The organism is Janthinobacterium sp. GMG2 (assembly GCF_033949445.1).
GTDB classification, from domain to species: Bacteria; Pseudomonadota; Gammaproteobacteria; order Burkholderiales; family Burkholderiaceae_D; genus Janthinobacterium; species Janthinobacterium aestuarii.
Genome location: NZ_JAXAWA010000004.1, coordinates 379,266 through 399,186, shown reverse-complemented (window position 1 = coordinate 399,186; position 19,921 = coordinate 379,266). Strand labels below are relative to the sequence as shown.

Genomic DNA, 19,921 nt, shown 5'->3' with positions numbered 1-19,921 from the left:
AATGACTGGTAAAAGGGTGGCGGCCGGAAGACCTGTCGGCTTACGCCCGACGGGCTAAGCCGACCTACGCAATTCTGCTGGCGGCATAAGCACGCGCCAATAGCAATTGGGGCTCCCGAAAGAGCCCCAATCATCTTACTCCGGCTGTGCCGGATCGACCGGATCGGCTGGCTCAGCCGCTGCCGGCGCAGGCGCGGCATCCGCCTCCGTCGTCAGCTCGACTTCGTCGATATCCGTTTCCACCACGCGCTGCAGGCCGGACAGCTTGGTGCCGTCCTCCACGGCGATCAGGGTCACGCCCTGCGTCGCGCGGCCCATCTCGCGGATTTCCGACACGCGGGTGCGGATCAAGACGCCACCGGTGGTGATCAGCATGATTTCATCGCTGGTATCGACCAAGGTCGCGGCAACCACTTTACCGTTGCGCTCACTGGTCTGGATGGCGATCATGCCTTTCGTGCCCCGGCCATGGCGCGTGTACTCGGTGATCGGCGTACGCTTGCCGTAACCGTTTTCCGTTGCCGTCAGCACCGACTGCTGCTCGTTCTCGGCCACCAGCAGGGCGATCACATGCTGGCCTTCTTCCAGGTTCATGCCGCGCACGCCGCGCGCCGTACGGCCCATTGGACGCACATCGTTTTCGTCGAAGCGCACTGCCTTGCCCGAATCGGAGAACAGCATCACGTCGTGCTGGCCATCGGTCAGCGCCGCGCCGATCAGGAAGTCGCCGTCGTCCAGGTCGACCGCGATGATGCCGGCCTTGCGTGGATTGCTGAAGTCCTTCAGCGGCGTCTTCTTGACGGTGCCCAGGCTGGTCGACATGAAGACATAATGGTCTTCCGGGAACGTGCGGTTCTCGCCCGACAGCGGCAGGATCACGGTGATCTTTTCGTTGTCCTGCAGCGGGAACATGTTGACGATCGGCTTGCCGCGCGAATTGCGCGAGCCTTGCGGCACTTCCCACACCTTCAGCCAGTACATGCGGCCACGATCCGAGAAGCACAGGATGTAGTCGTGCGTATTGGCGATGAACAGCTGGTCGATCCAGTCTTCCTCTTTCGTCGCCATCGCCTGCTTGCCGCGGCCGCCGCGCTTCTGCGCGCGGTATTCGGTGATCGGCTGGGCCTTCATGTAGCCGGTGTGCGACAGGGTCACGACCATGTCCTGCGGCGTGATCAGATCTTCCGTTTCCAGGTCGGTCGCATTCAACTCGATCTGCGAGCGGCGCACGTCCTTGTTGCCTGCGCCGTATTCGTTCTTCGCCGCCGTCATTTCATCGGTGATGATGACGGTGACGCGTTCCGGCTTGGCCAGGATGTCGAGCAAGTCGGCGATATGTTCCATCACGTCCTTGTACTCGTTGACGATCTTGTCCTGTTCCAGGCCGGTCAGGCGCTGCAGGCGCATCTGCAAAATTTCCTGCGCCTGGTCGTCCGACAGCTTGTACAGGCCATCCGTCTGCATGCCGTAGTGCTTCGGCAGGTTTTCCGGACGGTAGGCATCCACGCCGCCCGGCGTCGTGCCGTCGCCCGTGCGGGCCAGCATTTCGCGCACGACGGACGAATCCCAGGCCTTGGCCATCAGCTCGACCTTGGCGATCGGCGGCGTCGGCGCGGCCTTGATGATGGCGATGAAGTCATCGATGTTGGCCAGCGCGACCGCCAGGCCTTCGAGCACGTGGCCGCGTTCGCGCGCCTTGCGCAGTTCGAACACGGTACGGCGCGTGACCACTTCGCGGCGGTGCGACAGGAAGCATTGCAGCATCTGCTTGAGGTTCAGCAGCTTGGGCTGGCCATCGACCAGTGCCACCATGTTCATGCCGAAGGTGTCTTGCAACTGGGTCTGCTTGTACAGGTTGTTCAGCACCACTTCCGGCACTTCGCCCCGTTTCAGCTCGATCACCACGCGCATGCCCGACTTGTCGGATTCGTCGCGGATGTCGGAAATGCCGTCGAGTTTCTTATCGCGCACGTTTTCAGCGATGCGTTCCAGCAAGGACTTCTTGTTGACCTGGAATGGCAGCTCGTCGACGATGATGGCGATGCGACCGCCATCCTTGCCGTATTCTTCGAAGTGGGTCTTGGCGCGCATGACGACGCGGCCACGGCCCGTGCGATAGCCGTCGCGCACGCCGGACACGCCATAGATGATGCCGGCCGTCGGGAAGTCCGGCGCTGGGATCAGCTCGATCAATTCATCGATCGTGCACTCGGGATTGCGCAGCACGTGCAGCGCACCGTCGATGACTTCGGTGATGTTGTGTGGCGGAATGTTCGTCGCCATGCCGACGGCGATACCGGACGAGCCATTGATCAGCAGATTCGGGATACGCGTCGGCAAGACCGTCGGTTCCTTTTCCTTGCCATCGTAGTTGGGCTGGAAGTCGACGGTGTCCTTGTCGATATCGGCCAGCAGCTCGCTGGCGATCTTGTCCAGGCGGCACTCGGTGTAACGCATTGCCGCGGCGCCGTCGCCGTCGACGGAACCGAAGTTGCCCTGGCCATCGACGAGCATGTAGCGCAGCGAAAAATCTTGCGCCATGCGCACCAGTGTGTCGTAGATCGAGGCATCGCCGTGGGGATGGTATTTACCCATGGTTTCGCCGACCACGCGGGCGCACTTGACGTAAGGGCGGTTCCACACGTTATTCATTTCATGCATCGCGAACAAGACGCGGCGGTGCACTGGCTTCAAGCCATCGCGCGCATCGGGCAAGGCGCGACCGACGATCACGCTCATGGCGTAATCGAGGTAGCTCTTGCGCATCTCTTCTTCGAGGGAAATAGGAATTGTTTCTTTTGCGAATTGATCCATTGGCGGTTCGACTGATCTCAGGCTGTGGTTAACTTATCTGTTACGCAATGTATGACGCAATACTGCATATCCTGGGTGGCTGTCGTCGTGGACGCCGCGCCGCGCGCTGCTGGCGTGGCCCGGTTTCCATGTCGCAGAGTGCCTGAACAAATCGGCGGGCTGGCGGCGCGGCCAGTACGGGTACCGCAAGGGTACGTGCTGGCCGTGCAGTGCCGCCGTGGGCATTTGCTCGACACTCTTAACAGTCAAGCGCACGATTTTAGCATGCGCGCCCAGCTACCTGTACAAATTGGCCATACCGGCAAGATTGGCAGTTTGCATCGGAGCCGTGCATGTTGCCCTGTCGATAATGCACAATGGCAATGTCAGTTCAAGCCACCTGCCCTTAAAAGAGGCAAAAAAAGCGATCAATTGTTACAGATGCGTTACAAATGGGCATTTTCGTTGCGCAAAAACAACGCACGGTCTAAAATCGGGCAAGCTTTGATTTAACCACGGTCGTGTGCCCCTGATGCGTGTGGCAAAATGACTGGGAAGTTAATTGCTAGTTTCGCAATCTGAAACGAGCGCATATGGTCTACATGATAAAATCTTGGCACGTAGCACCAGTAGCGCAGTGTTGTTCTGCGGATATCACCCCCCGAAAGGAAAAAAGAATGAATAAATTTGTAACGCTGTTTTTCGCTGCATCCGCAGTGATTGCTGGCTCGGCTTCGGCCCAAACCCCAACCTCCCCACCATTCGCGCCAGTTACCACTGACATCAAAGCACCAAGCCCAAAAAGCGCTTATGTGCAAGATGCTCGCGGCGTAATCGTGCGTGACCCATTCGGCCTGTGCTGGCGTACCGGCTACTGGACACCTGCTGACGCAGTGCCAGGTTGCGACGTACCACTGTGCGTAGAGCCAGAAACCCTGCAAGACGGCAAATGCGTGGCTCCTCCAGCACCAGTCGTACCTGCTCCAGCACCAGCACCAGTCGTGCCAGTGCCAGTCGTAGTTGCTCCTACCTCGGAAAAAGTCAGCTTCGCTGCTGATGCATTCTTCGATTTCGACAAAGCTACGCTGAAGCCAGAAGGCAAGTCCAAGCTGGACGAGCTGGCCGCACAACTGGGTGGCATCAACCTGGAAGTCATCATCGCTGTGGGTCACACCGACTCCGTCGGCACCGATGCTTACAACCAAAAACTGTCGGTACGTCGTGCTGATGCTGTCAAAGCCTACCTGGTCAACAAAGGCGTTGAAAGCAACCGCGTGTACACCGAAGGCAAAGGCGAAAAACAACCTGTTGCTGATAACAAAACTGCCGAAGGCCGTGCGAAAAACCGTCGCGTGGAAATCGAAGTTGTTGGTACCCGCAACAAGTAATTGCTGAACCCCTGGACTTGCCGCAAGTCATCGCGCAAGTCAAGAACAGCATGAAAAACCCCGCTACGGCGGGGTTTTTTTTCGTCCGTGGCTGCCCAATTGTAAAATTGCCGCTATTATTCGACCTATGAACGCCGACCCTCTCGAAATCCAAAAATTCAGTGAGCTGGCCCACCGCTGGTGGGACCCCACTTCCGAGTTTCGTCCCCTGCACGAAATTAACCCCCTGCGCCTGGAATGGATCAACGCGAAAGTGCCGCTGGCCGGCAAGCGCGTGATCGACATCGGCTGCGGCGGCGGCATCCTGGCCGAATCGATGGCCCGCAAGGGTGCCGACGTGACGGGCATCGACCTGTCCGACAAGGCCTTGAAAGTTGCCGACCTGCACAGCCTGGAATCGGGCGCCAAGGTACGCTACAAGCTGATCGCCGCCGAAGCCATGGCCGAGGAAGAGCCGGGCCAGTACGACGTCGTGACGTGCATGGAAATGCTCGAGCACGTGCCAGACCCCGCCGCCATCGTCAAGGCTTGCGCCGCGCTGGTCAAACCGGGCGGCCACGTCTTCCTGTCGACCCTGAACCGCAACCCGAAAGCGTATCTGTTCGCCATCCTGGGCGCCGAATACCTGCTGCGTTTGTTGCCGAAAGGCACGCACGACTATGACAAATTCATCACCCCGGCCGAGCTGTCGCAATACCTGCGCAGCGCCGGCCTGGACGTCAACAGCATGCGCGGCATGGGCTACAATCCGCTGACCAAGATTTACTCACTTAATAGCGATACCAGCGTCAATTACCTGGTGGCCTGCACCCGGCCGCTGTAACCATCACGCACAATACAAGGCGGCTGCGGCCGCCATTTTTCATTCCCACTTGACACACTTTGCCCGCCATGATCACTGACCATCTGCCAGCCCCGCGCGCCATCCTGTTCGACCTCGACGGCACCCTGGCCGACACCGCGCCCGACCTGGCGGCGGCCATCAACCTGCTGCGCGCGCGCGCCGGCCTGACGCCGACCCCGTATGAGATCCTTCGCCCCACGGCCTCGGCCGGCGCGCGCGGCATGATAGGCGCGTCGTATGGGATAGCCCCCGGCGAAAGCGGCTACGAAGCCCTGAAAGACGGTTTCCTGAACAATTACGAAGCGGCCCTGGCCGTGGAAAGCCGTTTATTTGACGGTATCCCCGCCATGCTGGAAGGCTTGACCGCTCTGGGCCTGGCCTGGGGCGTCGTCACCAACAAAGCCGCCCGCTTCACCGACCCGCTAGTCGGCCAGATCGGCCTGGGCGCCGCCGGCTGCGTGATCTCGGGCGACACCATGTCCCACCCGAAACCGCATCCCGCCCCCCTGCTGGAAGCGGCCCGCCGCCTGGATCTGGCGCCGGAAGACTGCTGGTACGTGGGCGACGACCTGCGCGACATCCAGGCCGGCCGCGCCGCCGGCATGCGCACGGTCGCCTGCGCCTGGGGCTACTGCGGCCCCGTCGAGCCGCAGCACTGGAATGCCGACCATTTGCTTGATACGCCACTGGCATTGCTGGAGCTGGTGACCGGCGTGGTGAAGGCGGCGCAAGAGCGGCAGTTGGCGGCTTGAGGCACATCCCTTTTTGCAGCAGAAAGCTGGGATCTGACCCGGCGGGTCAGATCCCTTTGCCTATGGCACGAATGCATCATGCAAGAGTGGGCAGATTGCGCTACAATGAAGGTTCTGTGGGGACGACCTGGTTTCGACGTGGGTTGCAAAGCAGCGCAGGGCATACCGAGGGCGGGCTACCTCGTAAATACAACCTGAAAAAACTTAACTGCAAACGATAACTCGTACGCACTGGCAGCTTAATCGCTGTTAGCTCTAGAACACCTCGTCCCTGGGGTGGGCCGTCAAAAGCTCTAGAGTCATTTACAGGGACTCGTCGTATGCTGGGTTACTTAGCGTCCGACTAAATAATAGGTAACTCGCTTGCCCATAACGTGCACATCCGTGCTGGCTGAGTTAAATTAAATGATAGTGCTAAGTATGTAGAACTGTCTGTAGAGTGCTTGCGGACGCGGGTTCGATTCCCGCCGTCTCCACCACCGAATAAATAAAAAGGGCTTCCCCGTTTTGGCGGGGAGGCCCTTTTTATTTATTCCATGCATGCAGAACGCGGGCGTCGCATCCGCGTCCGGTACGGACGCGGGGGTTTTGCGGGACTTCGGCGAGCGCAGCTCGGCGCCGCAAAACCGGGTTGCGCTTGCAAGCGCAACCCTCTCCTATTCCTCTGACCAGCTTTTGCGCCGCAGGCGGTTTTCCTATATGCAACATCATCTGATCAAGCCGTGTACGAATGACGGACCTGACCCTCGCCCCCCCCTTGGATGCCGGATGCAGATCAAGCGGCCGGATCAAAAGCGGAAATAGTGTTCGGCCGTTAAGGATAAAGTTTATCTGCTGGCTGTCGTGCAACATTACCTATCCTGACTGATAGGCAGGAAACGTCCAAAAGCGGTCTGTCGAAAAAATGGAAAAGCGGGAGCTCTTGGCAGAAAAACTTTGAAAATAACCGGCTCGACTTATTGAGCCCGGTTAACCTATTGACAATCCCCACTCCCCCGAGATAAAGACAAATATCCAGCTTGAAAACCATCACTAAATGCATATATTTTATATATTAAGCATTTATTTCGATTGGTAAGTACACTCTCGATTACGGGAACAAACTTATCGTGGCTGCTGAAATTATTTTTGTAATCATAATCCGCAAGCGTTGCAGATATTAAGTCAGGCACTCTATTGAAGGAGTCATACCACATCTTACCGGTTTCTTCGGGCACCCCAAAAACGAACCTTTCCGTGTAACCACTATTTTCTGACAACATTAGATTGTGAAATAAATTATTGGCCAAATCAAATATTGCCGGCAGGGGAAATTTTGCTTTTTTATGGTTTAAAATGCTGTCCCTATCAGAAAACCAACCAATAATATCAACATTTACCGATTTACAAACCTGAAATGCTATATAAGCAATGAGATTAGATACAATTTCAATGTTTCTTATATTTCTTAAGTTCGCCCCTGGCTTAGACACTTCGCGAAGTAGAGTTTTATAAGCCTTTTGTAATCGTATGTAGTTTTCTTTTTCGCCTTCATTGCTTATCCAGAAACTTATTTGATTAAGGGCTGTCCTATAGCAAGTCTTTAACAGCTCGCGCTCGTTAAAAGGATCAAGCTTCATATTTTTATCCATTATTATGGATATATTCAAAATCTCGCTTTCGTTGATGAATCGCAAGAATTCGAGATTTACTTTTTTAAGGCTCTTTATATCCTTGAAAGAAATTTTATCAATCAGCTTACTGAGCTCTGTGAACTTAGACGTGTAAGGAAAAATGGAAAAGGTAATTGCGTCATTCGGTTTATTTCTGTCGTTTAGTGCGTAGTCACTAAATATCATCCATTTTGATATGCCTTTGTTTTTTTTGAAAAAATCCAAAAATAAATCATGACTTGATGCGTTAAAAGTTTCATCCAAATGACAGAGAAAGTCATGCATCACAATTCCAGATTTTGACTCGCCATGATGAACCATGTCACGTTCACCTTTTATTACTCTCATATTTACACTCTCTCGATTTCCAGCTTACCGATTTCAAATTAGGTGAAAGAATTACTACTAAAATTAGCAAGCCGTCCACTTATTTTGGTTCGCCAATTCGGCTGAACTAGCCGAATATTTTATTATTAACAATAAACTAAAGCTGCCGTTACGGGTTGATTGTACGTATTTTGCCAGCAAAACCTTCAAGACACCTAAAAAATCTAAGTTTACGGTAGGTTCGATTCCCGCTGTCTCCACCACTGAATAAATAAAAAGGGCTTCCCCGTTTTGGCAGGGAGGCCCTTTTTATTTATTCCATGCATACAGAGCGCGGGCATCGCATCCGCGTCCGGTACGGGCGCGGGGGTTTTGCGGGGTCTTCGGCGAGCGCAGCTCGGCGTCGCAAAACCGGGTTGCGCTTGCAAGCGCAACCCTCTCCGATTCTTCTGACTAGGTTTTGCGCCGCAGGCGATTTTTCATAACGACAACATCAGTGGCTCAGGCCGTGTACAAATAGAGGACGTGAATCTCGCTCCTAAATTTCTACCTTCTTGCAAGACATTCCTTCTCAAACGCAAGTGCCGCCTCTAAATTCCTGTTAAGGCGAGAAACACCTTCAATTGCCATAAACCCACCAATTCTATTTTCATGATACCCAACAATCAGACCACCCGAACAATTATGAGCGCTGCAATTTGATATAAATGATGCATTATTTACAATTAAAATATTAGTTGGCCGAACCAGAATCTCAACGCCATTCTTTAAAAATCTACCTCGATTTATAGTTATTTTATTTGGGGGATTGAATATAATTTCAATCAATATATCCCCCTTTCCTTCTCTTATCGTAAGGCACGTTCCAACAAGCTGAATATCCCATGGAATAGCTGACTGAAACAATTGGTTATTTTTAATGTGCATTACTGGAACATTAAATTCATTAAAAACCACCATATTGAGAAGCAAATGTCCATCAGTAAGTACAAAACCTACCAAAGGGATACCATCAACGCTTACAGGTATCATGACGGTTCCATACCCTTGATCCTTACAGGTAAATCTATTTCCACCAATAACTATTTCTGCTTCATCTCCTTGAAAGTGTAAGTCGTAGGGTTTTTTTACACCTTCACGCAAATTAAATGGATTTCTATTAGCCTTCTCCACAACCTCACGTGGAAGGAGTCCCCCAGTCTTCTCCCTATGATGCTGATCACAAAGCAAGGTTATTTCATCTGCCACATGTCGTTTAACTTCTGCCCACTCCATCATATGCTCATACTCATAAAGTGGCATTCCACAGATCACGCATCCAAAACCGCACCTTTGGCGTACCTCTCGCTGAATAGGAAGTGGAATATTTCTATTCGTACATGTGACCGCATCGTTCATCTCAGCACCCAATAAGTTAAAAAATATATTACCTATAGCCTACCCCAAGTTCCGACTCAGTTAAAGCTCTGAGTAACCAAGGAATCAAATAATCAGCTACAACGTAATTTGTATACTGCATAAACGAGTATTACGATAGATTACGTCGTCAGAATGTCCCAACTGGTCGTCGCGCGTGACGCTCTTGATGTTGAAAAACTCGTCTTTCGCGGCTACGTCCGACACGGGAAAAATCTAGATGTCGTCCTTCTTGCCGTTCGGCGCGTACATGAACAGGTTGCGAAAGTTGCCCGGCCCCTTACTGTCGCGCATGGCCTGGCGCAGGTTGTCCACGTCCTGGGTGTTGGCGGCCGCGTCTGTCATGTAAAAGACGAAACCGGCGTGCGAACCGTTCTTGTAATACTTGCGGCGGAACAGGGTGGCCGCCTCGTTGAGCCAGGCCGATTGCAGCGCGCTCAGGTACTGCGGCACGCCGTACAGCTCCTGGTTCACGTCCGGTTCCATCAGGTAGAACACGCGGCCCTTGTCGAACTGGTGCGCGACCTAGTAGCCGTTCACGACATAATAAGTATCCAGATCGACGCCGCGTCGCATGTGCTTGCTCAGCGCATGCTCAAACTTCAACGCCTTGCCGCTGCGGCTGGACAGGTCTTCCATGTATGCACTACCAAATGTCAGGAAGTCCAAGGCCTTGCGTTTGAAGACGTCGAACGACAGGTATCTGCTGGGAATCAGGGTGGACGTCAATAGAATTAATAAATATGCTACATTTACCAATTCTAAAAACTTACACTTTCATGCCCGGTGAAATCATACGCAGGGGCGCATCGACAAGTCATGGCGACGGCGAGAAAAACAGAATCACAGACGCAGCCAGCGAACCACATCCACCAAAGGCAAGATCATCCAAGTAACCAAGCAAAAACGCCACCTGGCCGAGCGCGATCTCGAAGCATTGGCAAAGAAAACCCAACCATGAAAATTGCTCGCCTGCTTTCCTCCAGTTTCCTCGTGCTAGCTGTGGCCCTCGTCGCTTATGGTCTTTTCGGCCTCTCCCATTTTGCCTGGTACACCGGCGCATACTATGACGAGCGCATGATCTTGTTCGACCACGGATTCTATCCTTTTGCGTGGGGTATCGCACTGCTGCTGATGGGGCAAATCGCCCGCTTGCATCATCGCCGGCCGGCCATGCTGCTCGCCGCCGGCGCAGCCCTGCTGCTCCTTCTCTGGAAGCGTGCGACAGTGCCCGTTGCCATCGCCAATCAGCAACTTTTCCCGGATCCTGCTTTACTGGAGGGACTGATTGTTACCTCTATCGTGTTCATCGTCCTGGCGCTGATAGACCGCCCCGTCGAGCAGGCTATCCGCAAGGCTCTGGGTCGTACCCGGTGACCCCGGGGGCAGATCACCCGGATACGATCTCGGCACTCAAGAATCATTGCTGCGACATAAGTTGCTGAATCGCCCTCCGATACTTCTCCACCCGTTCCAAATCCTTCTGCGTCGGCCTATCTATCCTCGACAAATCGCTATTCTCAGCCAGATCAGCCAGCTTGACGGCCTTGCCCACCGGGTTCAAGGCCGCGCGGGCGATGAACGCCTCATACGACTCGCCTTCGATCTTGGTCACGGCGCGCACGCCGTCGATGACTTCTTGGGAAAATCCTTCACGCGCCAGGTCGTCGAAGGTGACGTTGCCGTCGCTGTCTTCCACCACGTCATGCAGCACGGCGACTATCTGCTGGGCGCCGGGGGCGACGCGCAGCATGACGCGCAAGGGGTGGAGGATGTACGGCGCGCCGCCCTTGTCCGTCTGGCCGGCATGGGTGGCGGCGGCGATTTCAATCGCGCGCTCAAGGGTGCCGCGTCGTGCGTTTTCAGTCATCTTCACTCCACGTTGATTGACGTTCCCGTTGCGCGCCAGCCGCGGCGCTGCAAATGGCAAACGCTGGTGCACAGCAAGGCTGGCAGCAGTAAATTAAGAACCGGGACGAGCATCAGCAAGCACAACAGCAGTCCCAGGGCGAAAATCGCCGGACGCTGTGCGCGGCGCAAGGCCGCTTGCTGTTCTGCGCCGAGCACCTCTTCAGCCACCGCGCCGTAGACCATCTGGACGTTCCAGGCCAGCAAGTACGAAATCAGCACGCACATGGCCCACACGGGAATCAGCAGGGAAAGCAGCAGCAACAGGCGATGCCGCCAGACGGGGCGCGCGGCGGATGCATCCAGGCCGGCCGGGGGCGCCCACGCGACATAGCGCCGCGCCACCACCACCTTGGCGCGCTCCAGCAACAGCCAGCGCAGCGGCAGGCGCGCCGTGCCGATGGCGCCGACGATAAAGACCATGACATAGAAAAAAGCAGCCAGCGCCAGCAATGCCAGGGCGATCTGGCCGATCGACAGCATGGCCTTGACAGCGCTGCCCAGGCCGCCAGCGATATTGCCCATCTGCGACACCGTGGCAGGCCCGTTGGCCAGCGCCCCGACGCCATCCATCACACCCAGGCCCAGCAAGCCGGTGACGGACACCAGCGCCAGCATGGCGCTCAGCTCGACAAAAAAACGGCCGAAGTAGCTATACAGTCCCAGCCACAGCGCCACGACCGCCATGCACCACAGCGCGGAACGCCACCACAGCCCCGCATGACGCGCATCGCGCAGGCCCAGGCCGACGCACGTGAAGGCTTCCCGCCAGGCCCGCAGCCAGGTTTGCAATGTTGGTGTCACGCTAGTGCGTACTCCGCAGTGAAGGGGCGGATACGTCGATCCGGATGTTGCCGATTGTACATGGACAAGGCTGGCGCACGCGCCACCGAGGACGCAGCGCAACGCCGCCCCGGCGCATGCGCCATCAACAATGGCTATCGAAACGCAAAAGCAGTCGCGGCCTGTTCTGCGGCAATTTCGCTAGAAGATTCATAACAGACCTGATTTCTCCCCAATGCCTTGGCCTTGTACAGTGCAGTGTCAGCCAGTTCAACCAGCTCGACCGCCTGGTTTTCAAGGTGCTTCGGCATAAATGCCGCCACGCCGACGCTGGCCGTCACCACGCCGAGGGCATTGCCGCTATGCTCGATTCCCAGCGATTGCACGGCCTGGCGGACGCCTTCCGCCACCGCCAATGCGCCCGGCAACTCCGTACCTGGCAATAGAACGACCATTTCCTCGCCACCGTAGCGCGCCGCAAGGTCGCCCGGCCTGCGCATGCTGTAGCCGACCACTTTGCCGATTTTTCTCAGGCACTCGTCGCCAGCCACATGGCCATAGATATCGTTGTATTGCTTGAAGAAATCGACATCGATCAACACCAGCCCAAGTGAGCTGTCTTCACGCTGCGCACGGCTGAACTCGGCAAGCAGCGACTGGTCGAAGTGGCGCCGGTTCGCCAGCCCCGTCAATCCATCCTGGCTGGCAAGGCGGGCCAGGGTTTCATTGATCATTTCCAGTTCATTGCGCGCCTCGACCAGTCCCGCCTCGCTCTTGACCCGCAAATCGATCTGCCGCACCACGCGGTATCCGATGAAGGCAATCAGCAGTACCAGCACGCCGCCCACCGCGTTTTGCATCACCGTATCGAGCCGCCACGCAGCGAGCACTTCATCCTGCGACAGCGCGGCGGAGACCACCAGCGGGTATTCCTCGACTCTTCGATAGCTATTGATACGCGTCACACCATCGACTCGCGACCGGATCACGGCCGTCCCGACAGGACCTTTGGGCAAATAATCATGAAATACGGGAAATTGCGACAGATCGCGTCCCAGCAAACTTTCGTCGAACGGCCGTCTCAATAAAAGAATGCCCTGTCCATTCGCAATGAAAATGGCGCCTTTTTCACCTATCGAAAAGCGTTCATAAAACAGCCTGAAATAATTCATGTCGATGGTCGCCAGCGCCACGCCGCCGAAGCTGCCGTCAGGCATATTGATACGCCGCGACACGGTGACTATCCAGTCGCCCGTCGATTTGCTGCGCACGGGAGGGCCGACATACGGCCCCCGATCAGCATGCGTTCGATGGTAGTTGAAGTAATCCCGGTCGGCATTATTCAGATTGCTCAACAGCGTTTTCTGAGAATTCACGAGCCAGCTGCCATCGCTGGCATAAATGAAGATGCCGTGCAGCTGGCGCAGCTCGGCGACACGGTTCACCAGCAACTTGTGCATACGGGCCAGTTCAGGATCGGAAACACCGTCTGTTTCCACCCGCTCCACCAATCCGACCAGCACCGTATCGGCTTCCTTGATGGTGTCATAGGCATGCTGGGCAACAGCTTGCGCCAGGTTGGCGCTTTCGCGCCCCGCTTCATCGAGTTGCACTTCGCGTGCGCGCAAGGTCATCCATAGCTGGATCGCCAGCAGCGACAGGCACACCAGCACGACAAATGAGATGGCCAGCGGCAGCAAGGAAAAGCCACGAAAGCCAGCTCCCAGCAATCGTGGCGGCAAGCTGCGTGACCTGGCCATGGCGGCACTCCCGGATTTATATCCGGCAAAGTGTGCACCAAATAGGCGGCAACATACTCACACATCGTCACAAACACGATATAAAAAAGTCACTACCATGGCATCGATGAATCCGATTCATGCTTGCCATTGTTTGCGATACCCTAATTCCAGCCACCTGCACAGCATGAACGCAAGATTTCTTTCATGGTCAAGGGGCCGTTGGCAAGGACATGTGTGACGCCATGGCGCCGGGTCACACGTAGATAACACCCGGCACAGGGAAGCAATCCCCCATCCCCGCCTCAACAGCGTACACTGGCTCCTCTTCCATCAACGCATTGGTCCTCCGTGAAACTATCGCGCTTTATTACCGGCCATCTGGAGCCGATCCTGGAAGAGTGGGAACTCTTCGCCAGGTCGCTGCCCATTCCGGGAGCCGCCATCTCGAAAGTGGAATTGCGCGATCATGCCAAGCAGATGCTGCAAACCATCGTGCGCGACATGGACGTCATCGAGAACGCGGCGCAGCGAAAAAAGAAATCGACCACGGGCGTATCGGAAATAACGGGCAAGGAAACGGCAGCCGCCACGCATGGCTCGCTGCGCCAGCAGATCGGCTTCACGCTGCCGCAGCTGACGGCGGAATTTCGCGCGATGCGGGCCAGCGTGCTGCGCCTGTGGATGGCACAGGTGCCGGTAACATCGAAAACGGCAACGGACGACATCTTGCGCTTCAATGAAGCGATAGACCAGGCGCTGCAGGAATCAGCCATACGCTACTCGCAGCAGAGCGACCGCACCCGCAATACCTTTCTCGCCATCCTCAGCCACGATCTGCGCAGTCCGCTGAGCACGATGACGATGGCCGGTGCGCTGCTGAGCAGGCCAAGCGCGACCTCCGCTTCCACGGTGCAGATCGGTGCGCGGGTCGCCCGCAGCGCGGCCACCATGACAACCATGGTGAACGATCTGCTGGAGTTCGCCAGGACGCAGCTGGGGGGACACATGCCCATTTCACCCGCCTTGGGCGACCTGGGGGAAATCTGCAAGACGGCCGTCGAGGATGCATCGGCCGCTCACCCGCAATGCAAGTTTGAACTGAGCACCACGGGCGAAATGATTGGCGACTTCGATGCGGCCCGCCTGTCCCAGCTTTTTTCCAATTTGCTCAACAATGCCGCGCAATACCGCACCGACGACCAGCCGGTGACCATCACGGCTTTCGGCGATGCCGATACGACCGTGGTGCAAGTGAAGAATTTCGGCCGCCAGATCCCGGAAGCGTCGCTGAAGAGCATTTTCGATCCGCTGGTTCAGCTGGCCAGTTCCGACGATCAGAAGGCGCCCAATGCCACCAGTATCGGCCTGGGTCTGTTTATCGCGCGTGAGATCGCCAGCGCGCACGGCGGCACCATCGGCGCCGAGTCCAGCCTGGAAAGCGGCACGATATTTACCGTGCGCCTGCCCAGGGTATCGCTGAACGACAGAGGGAACGGCGGCTAGGGACTATCCCGGCAGATATCTGCATCCCCTGCCGGGACAGGCTCGCCCTACCTGCGGCTGAGCGGCACATATTCCCCCGGCAAGCTGGCCGCTTCCAGCGCATCGGCAAAGGCCAGCAGAAATTTCGCCGGGCCATGCTCGGACACGAGCAGGGAGGCGCCCTTGTGGCGCAGCAGTTTCAGCACTTCCTGCTGGTGCGCCTGGTACTCGCTGGAGTGGCCGTAAAACGTTTGATACATCTCCAGCGTTTCCATGGCCTTGGCGGCCAGGATGAATTCGGGTTTGTCCATGATGTCTCCTCGTTGTCACTACTGCCAAAACCACGAAAAAAACCTGCAAGAGGTACGGCCGGCGCCGGTCGCACTGCCTTGCGGCAACCACATCCGTATTTCCATCATACGCCTCAACCCGGCCATTGCGCTGTCCTGTCGCGCATCTTTTTCCACCTCGCCCGCGCGGCACCGCCACCATGCATCCATGGCCAGCACCATTCCTCGCGTGCGCGCTAGGCACAGGGGGGCCGCGCATGGCATCATGCGCGTTGCCCATTTACTCTGACGACACATGGATCAATATCACTTCCTGGTAGGCGAATTCAAGAAAGATAGCCCCTTCATCGCCGCCGCGGCAAGCGCGCAGCTGTTTGCCTGGTTCGCACACATCGGCGAACCCGTCGAGCGCTATGGCAACAAGCGCGGCAAGGTAGTCAAATTCTCACAGCGAAATTACGAGAAGATGCTGTTTGCGCCAGAGACCGACAGCATCGAGCTGTTTTCACCGCGCATCGTGCCGCCCGACGAAGCCGACGAGACCACCAACTGCGACGCGCTTGTCGTGTATTCATCGGGCTCGTTGTTCGTGCTGGCCATACGCGCCAGCAAGCTTGCGCTGGCGCCGTTGTTCGACGCTGCGCGGGCCATACCCGGTCTGTTCGAGCATTGCGAGTATATGTACTGCTACGCTGAAACGCAGGGCTATGGCACCGGCTACGCACTCGGCTACCGGCAGCTCGACGAGGCCCATCCGATGACCTTTGGCATTCCTTGCCCCGCAAATAACTGGGCCGCCATCAAGCGGCGCGGACTGCAAGACTCGCACCTGCGCGATGTATATCCCATCAATGGTTTTACGCAAGCCCGACTGGATGCGCTGCCGCCCGAGCGCCGACAAGCCCTGCGCGACGCAATGCAGGCGTATGGCCGCTGCGAAGAGCATGCCGACTGGATCTTCTGGTACCTGCAGCCAGGGGAATTGGAAGCGGCCCGCGCCGCACTGAACGCACACACCATGCTGGGCGCCTATATCAACAACTGACACCCATGAGTACACATTTATCGCTGCACTGCTATCTGCAAGACGAGGCCGCAGAACGTCCCAAACGCTGCTCCGACGTGACCATCCACGCCGACCCGGCCACCCTGCGCGCCATCGCCCATTTTCTGCTGGCTAGCGCGGACACCTTTGATCAGGCGCAGGAACGCGCCGGCATGCATGCCCACCTGCAAGACGAGTGGGACGGCTGGCAAGACGACTTCCCCGACCTGGTCGTCGTGGCCGCCTAGCCAGGCGCCCCGGCTGGCGCACGTCGGGTAACATACGCCACCTTTGCCACACAGAGAACACTGATGTCCCATACCCGATACGCCCTGCCGTCGCTGCGCACGGCCGTGCTGGCCGCCGCGCTGGCCAACCTGTCCGCCTGCGCCAGCCCGCCCGCGCACGAGGCGCTGTTCCTCGCCACCACGTTGACTCCCGCGCATTCCTTTACCAAGGGCATCGAAGGCCCGGCCGTGGATGCGGATGGCAATATCTATGCCGTCAACTTTGCGCGCCAGCAAACCATCGGCAAGGTCAGCCCCGGCGGCACTGGCGAGGTGTACCTGACCCTGCCCGGCACCAGCATCGCCAACGGCATCCGCTTCGGCAGCCGGGGCCAGATGTACTTGGCCGACTACATGGAACACACGATCTACCTGGTCGACCCGGCCACGCGCGCGCTCACCATCCACGCGCGCGAACCGCGCATGACGCAGCCGAACGACATCGCCATCACGGCCGACGACGTGCTGTATGCGAGCGACCCGAACTGGAAGGAAAACACGGGCCGCGTGTGGCGCATCGCGCAGGACGGCACGGTGACCCTGGCGCTCGACACCATGGGCACGGCCAACGGCATCGAGGTCAGCCCCGACGGCAAGATCTTGTATGTAAATGAAAGCGTGCAGCGCAATATCTGGATGTACGACATCGCCGCTGATGGCAGCCTGAGCGGCAAGCGCCTGCTGATCAAGTTCGACGATTTCGGCATGGACGGCATGCGCGTGGACGTCGACGGCAACCTGTACGTGACGCGCTACGGCAAGGGCACGGTGGTCAAATTGTCGCCTCAGGGACGCATCCTGCGCGAAATCAGCGTGCCAGGCACCAAGCCCAGCAACATCACCTTCGGCGGCCCCGATGGGCGCACGGCGTATGTGACGGAAGTGGTGCAGGGACGGCTGCTGCAGTTCCGCGTCGACCGTCCGGGGCTGGAGTGGCAGCGGGCGCAAGAACGGCGCAAGCCCGAATAGCATGTCGGCTTACGCGCTTGCGCGCTAAGCCGACCTACGCACTACCACGACGGCCCGGTACGACATGGTTGGCCGCAATCAGGTCAGCGGGGAGTGACGCGCTCCGCCTTCAGCCCGGTAGGTCGGCTTAGCCGGAACGGCGTAAGCCGACGACATGGTTGGCCGCAACCAGGTCAGCGCGGAATGACGCGCTCCGCCTTCAGCTTGTCGAACAGATTGAAGAAGGCATCCTGGGTATCCTTGTAATCGAGGAACCCCGCCTTGCGGCTTTTGCCCATGTCCGTCATCACTTCCATCGGCCGCCCCAGGTCGGCATCCGTATGCCACCAGGAAGCAAGGCGGCTGACATCAGCCTCCACCAGGCCGTGCTGCTCGGCGATGGCGCGCCACTGCGCGGGGGCGTCCTGCATGCGGTCGGCCAGCGGCGCCATAACCTCCGGCAGATCGGCTGCCTCGACGCCGAAATAAGCGGCCAGGCGCGGCCACAGCCACTTCCAGCGGAACACGTCGCCATTGACGATATTGAAGTCTTCGTTGCGCGCGGCGGGACTGTCGGCCGCCCACGCCAGGTGGCGCGCGATCTGGCCCGCGTCCGTCATGTCGGAGAGGCCATGCCATTGCGCAGGCGAACCGGGAAAGACGAAGGGCTGGCCGCCGGCCTTGCACAGATTCGCATACACGGCCAGGGTCAAGCCCATGTTCATGGCATTGCCCAGCGCGTAGCCGATGATGGTGTGCGGGCGGTGCACGCTCCACGTAAAACCGTACCGCGCGGCCGCGTCGAACAGCCGGTCTTCCTGCTCATAGTAAAAATTCTCGACCGCTTGCCGGCCCTGCTCTTCGCGGAACGGCGTGACGGGCACGCTGCCCTTGCCATAGGCGTCAAACGGTCCCAGGTAGTGCTTGAGGCCAGTGACCAGCGCCGCATGGCGCAAGTGGCCGGCGGGTCCCAGCGCAGCCAGCACATTGGCGACCATGGCGCCATTGACGCGGATGTTTTCCTGCTCGTTGGCCTGGCGTGCCCAGGCCGTGAAAAAGACGTGGCTGGCGTCCAGGCCCGCCAGGGCGGCGCTGACCGCCGCGCCATCCGTGGCATCGAGCGGCAGGCATGCGCAACCGGCGGGGACTGGCGTGCGGCCGCGCGAGACGCCCGTCACCTGCCAGCCCTGCGCCAGCAAGTGCGTAGCCAGATTGCTGCCGATAACGCCGCTGGCGCCGATAATCAATGCGTGCTTATTCATGAATGCTCCCATGCCTGTGTAAAAAGCCATGATATAACGGACAGAAATTCTTATCCGCGATAGTATTTCACCTTATTCATGAAAAATATTCTGCAATCATGTCCGAACACTTGAAAGGCATCGCACCTTTTCTTGCCACCGCCGATGCCGGCAGTTTCACCAGGGCGGCCGAGAGACTGCACCTGAGCAGCTCGGCCGTGAGCAAGAGCGTGGCGCGCCTGGAAGCGCGCCTGGGCGTGATCTTGTTCGAGCGCAGCACGCGGCGTTTGCAGTTGAGCAGCGCGGGGCATGCCTATTACGCCACTTGCAAGCGCGTGCTGCAGGAACTGGTCGAGGCGGAAAACGTGCTGGCCGAGCAGGATGGGGAACTGGCTGGCAAGGTGCGCATCGGCGTGCCCGCGTCATATGGCCGCATGCGCGTGATGCCGGCGCTGATTGATCTGTGCGAAAAATATCCGCAGCTGCAGCCGTCCATCAGCTTCAGCGACCGCTTTGCCGACCTGTTCGAAGAGCGCATCGATATCGCCGTGCGCATCGGCGCACCGGGCAGCTGGCCACCAACGCTGGGGCAGATGCCCTTGGGCGAAGAGCGCCTGATCTTTTGCGCGGCGCCCGCCTATCTGGCGCGGCGCGGCACGCCGCTCGCCATCGCGGATCTCGATGGCCACGATTGCATCGCCTACGGCCGCGGCGACGGCACGGCGGCGCCGTGGCTGTTTTCCGGCAAGGACGGGGTGGAACGGCGGACGGTCAGTCCGCGCCTGACGGTGGGGGACGCCGAGGCGCAGACGGCCGCCGTGCTGGCCGGCCTGGGCATCGCGCAGCAGGCGACCTGGCTCGTGCACGAGCACCTGGCCAGCGGCGCCATCGTCGAAGTACTGCCGGCCTGCGCCACGCCAGGCTTGCCGCTGTCCCTCGCGTGGCCGCTGGCGCGCCAGCTGACCACCAAGACCGGCACGCTGCTCAATGAATTGAAGCAGCGCCTGACGATCAGCTGATACG

At 58.0% G+C, this 19,921-nt stretch carries 18 protein-coding genes, 1 other RNA gene and 1 pseudogene; 11 read left to right on the top strand and 9 right to left on the bottom strand.

Annotated features, from left to right (window positions below; all coding sequences use genetic code 11):
• Window positions 1-135 precede the first annotated feature (135 nt).
• Window positions 136-2,814: a DNA gyrase subunit A gene (gene gyrA, locus SKZ59_RS17585; RefSeq protein WP_128140252.1), complete on the bottom strand. Its 2,679-nt coding sequence runs from the start codon at window positions 2,812-2,814 to the stop codon at window positions 136-138.
• Between the two features lie 138 nt (window positions 2,815-2,952).
• Between gyrA and SKZ59_RS17580 the strand changes: the two genes are divergently transcribed.
• The 5 genes from SKZ59_RS17580 to ssrA all read left to right on the top strand — a co-directional run bounded on the left by SKZ59_RS17580 (window position 2,953) and on the right by ssrA (window position 6,256).
• Window positions 2,953-3,306, top strand: a complete 354-nt coding sequence (locus SKZ59_RS17580; RefSeq protein ID WP_319992480.1) for a hypothetical protein — start codon at window positions 2,953-2,955, stop codon at window positions 3,304-3,306.
• A 164-nt stretch (window positions 3,307-3,470) separates the two neighbouring features.
• A complete protein-coding gene (gene ompA / locus SKZ59_RS17575) occupies window positions 3,471-4,181 on the top strand; it encodes an outer membrane protein OmpA (protein WP_034751810.1) in 711 nt (236 codons plus the stop codon).
• A gap of 127 nt (window positions 4,182-4,308) precedes the next feature.
• Entirely contained in the window at window positions 4,309-5,004 is a 696-nt protein-coding gene (gene ubiG / locus SKZ59_RS17570; protein ID WP_034751812.1) for a bifunctional 2-polyprenyl-6-hydroxyphenol methylase/3-demethylubiquinol 3-O-methyltransferase UbiG, read from the top strand.
• A 68-nt stretch (window positions 5,005-5,072) separates the two neighbouring features.
• On the top strand, window positions 5,073-5,777 hold the full coding sequence (locus SKZ59_RS17565) for an HAD family hydrolase (RefSeq protein WP_219329243.1): 705 nt from the start codon (window positions 5,073-5,075) through the stop codon (window positions 5,775-5,777).
• A 118-nt stretch (window positions 5,778-5,895) separates the two neighbouring features.
• Window positions 5,896-6,256: a transfer-messenger RNA gene (gene ssrA, locus SKZ59_RS17560) on the top strand.
• Between the two features lie 495 nt (window positions 6,257-6,751).
• On the opposite strand, the gene SKZ59_RS17555 is transcribed toward ssrA, so the two are convergent.
• From SKZ59_RS17555 to SKZ59_RS17545, 3 genes and pseudogenes are all read right to left on the bottom strand, one after another.
• Window positions 6,752-7,777: a hypothetical protein gene (locus SKZ59_RS17555; protein ID WP_319992479.1), complete on the bottom strand. Its 1,026-nt coding sequence runs from the start codon at window positions 7,775-7,777 to the stop codon at window positions 6,752-6,754.
• Window positions 7,778-8,302: 525 nt separating this feature from the next.
• On the bottom strand, window positions 8,303-9,154 hold the full coding sequence (locus SKZ59_RS17550) for a hypothetical protein (RefSeq protein ID WP_219329245.1): 852 nt from the start codon (window positions 9,152-9,154) through the stop codon (window positions 8,303-8,305).
• Between the two features lie 159 nt (window positions 9,155-9,313).
• Window positions 9,314-9,904, bottom strand: a pseudogene (locus SKZ59_RS17545) (phage portal protein); the annotation flags it as partial.
• Between the two features lie 225 nt (window positions 9,905-10,129).
• On the opposite strand from SKZ59_RS17545, the gene SKZ59_RS17540 reads away from it, so the two are divergent.
• Window positions 10,130-10,549: a hypothetical protein gene (locus SKZ59_RS17540; protein WP_319992478.1), complete on the top strand. Its 420-nt coding sequence runs from the start codon at window positions 10,130-10,132 to the stop codon at window positions 10,547-10,549.
• 43 nt (window positions 10,550-10,592) lie between these two features.
• On the opposite strand, the gene SKZ59_RS17535 is transcribed toward SKZ59_RS17540, so the two are convergent.
• The 3 genes from SKZ59_RS17535 to SKZ59_RS17525 form a co-directional block, all read right to left on the bottom strand.
• Window positions 10,593-11,042 carry a GTP pyrophosphokinase gene (locus SKZ59_RS17535; protein ID WP_319992477.1) on the bottom strand — a complete coding sequence of 150 codons (450 nt, stop codon included), beginning with the start codon at window positions 11,040-11,042 and terminating at the stop codon, window positions 10,593-10,595.
• A gap of 2 nt (window positions 11,043-11,044) precedes the next feature.
• Window positions 11,045-11,884: a hypothetical protein gene (locus SKZ59_RS17530; RefSeq protein ID WP_319992476.1), complete on the bottom strand. Its 840-nt coding sequence runs from the start codon at window positions 11,882-11,884 to the stop codon at window positions 11,045-11,047.
• Window positions 11,885-12,018: 134 nt separating this feature from the next.
• Window positions 12,019-13,623 (bottom strand): sensor domain-containing diguanylate cyclase, encoded by a 1,605-nt coding sequence (locus SKZ59_RS17525; RefSeq protein WP_319992475.1) that lies wholly within the window; start codon window positions 13,621-13,623, stop codon window positions 12,019-12,021.
• A 330-nt stretch (window positions 13,624-13,953) separates the two neighbouring features.
• Between SKZ59_RS17525 and SKZ59_RS17520 the strand changes: the two genes are divergently transcribed.
• A complete protein-coding gene (locus SKZ59_RS17520) occupies window positions 13,954-15,108 on the top strand; it encodes a HAMP domain-containing sensor histidine kinase (RefSeq protein WP_319992474.1) in 1,155 nt (384 codons plus the stop codon).
• A gap of 47 nt (window positions 15,109-15,155) precedes the next feature.
• On the opposite strand, the gene SKZ59_RS17515 is transcribed toward SKZ59_RS17520, so the two are convergent.
• Window positions 15,156-15,398 (bottom strand): hypothetical protein, encoded by a 243-nt coding sequence (locus SKZ59_RS17515; protein WP_070303981.1) that lies wholly within the window; start codon window positions 15,396-15,398, stop codon window positions 15,156-15,158.
• Between the two features lie 274 nt (window positions 15,399-15,672).
• On the opposite strand from SKZ59_RS17515, the gene SKZ59_RS17510 reads away from it, so the two are divergent.
• From SKZ59_RS17510 to SKZ59_RS17500, 3 genes are all read left to right on the top strand, one after another.
• Complete coding sequence (locus SKZ59_RS17510; protein ID WP_034759643.1) at window positions 15,673-16,422, top strand: hypothetical protein; 750 nt, start codon at window positions 15,673-15,675, stop codon at window positions 16,420-16,422.
• Between the two features lie 5 nt (window positions 16,423-16,427).
• On the top strand, window positions 16,428-16,670 hold the full coding sequence (locus tag SKZ59_RS17505) for a hypothetical protein (RefSeq protein WP_072454415.1): 243 nt from the start codon (window positions 16,428-16,430) through the stop codon (window positions 16,668-16,670).
• A gap of 63 nt (window positions 16,671-16,733) precedes the next feature.
• Entirely contained in the window at window positions 16,734-17,678 is a 945-nt protein-coding gene (locus SKZ59_RS17500) for an SMP-30/gluconolactonase/LRE family protein (protein WP_319992473.1), read from the top strand.
• A gap of 173 nt (window positions 17,679-17,851) precedes the next feature.
• On the opposite strand, the gene SKZ59_RS17495 is transcribed toward SKZ59_RS17500, so the two are convergent.
• On the bottom strand, window positions 17,852-18,919 hold the full coding sequence (locus SKZ59_RS17495; RefSeq protein ID WP_319992472.1) for an SDR family oxidoreductase: 1,068 nt from the start codon (window positions 18,917-18,919) through the stop codon (window positions 17,852-17,854).
• 98 nt (window positions 18,920-19,017) lie between these two features.
• Here SKZ59_RS17495 and SKZ59_RS17490 point away from each other — a divergent pair, with 98 nt between their 5' ends.
• Window positions 19,018-19,917: a LysR family transcriptional regulator gene (locus SKZ59_RS17490; protein WP_319992471.1), complete on the top strand. Its 900-nt coding sequence runs from the start codon at window positions 19,018-19,020 to the stop codon at window positions 19,915-19,917.
• Window positions 19,918-19,921: the final 4 nt, after the last annotated feature.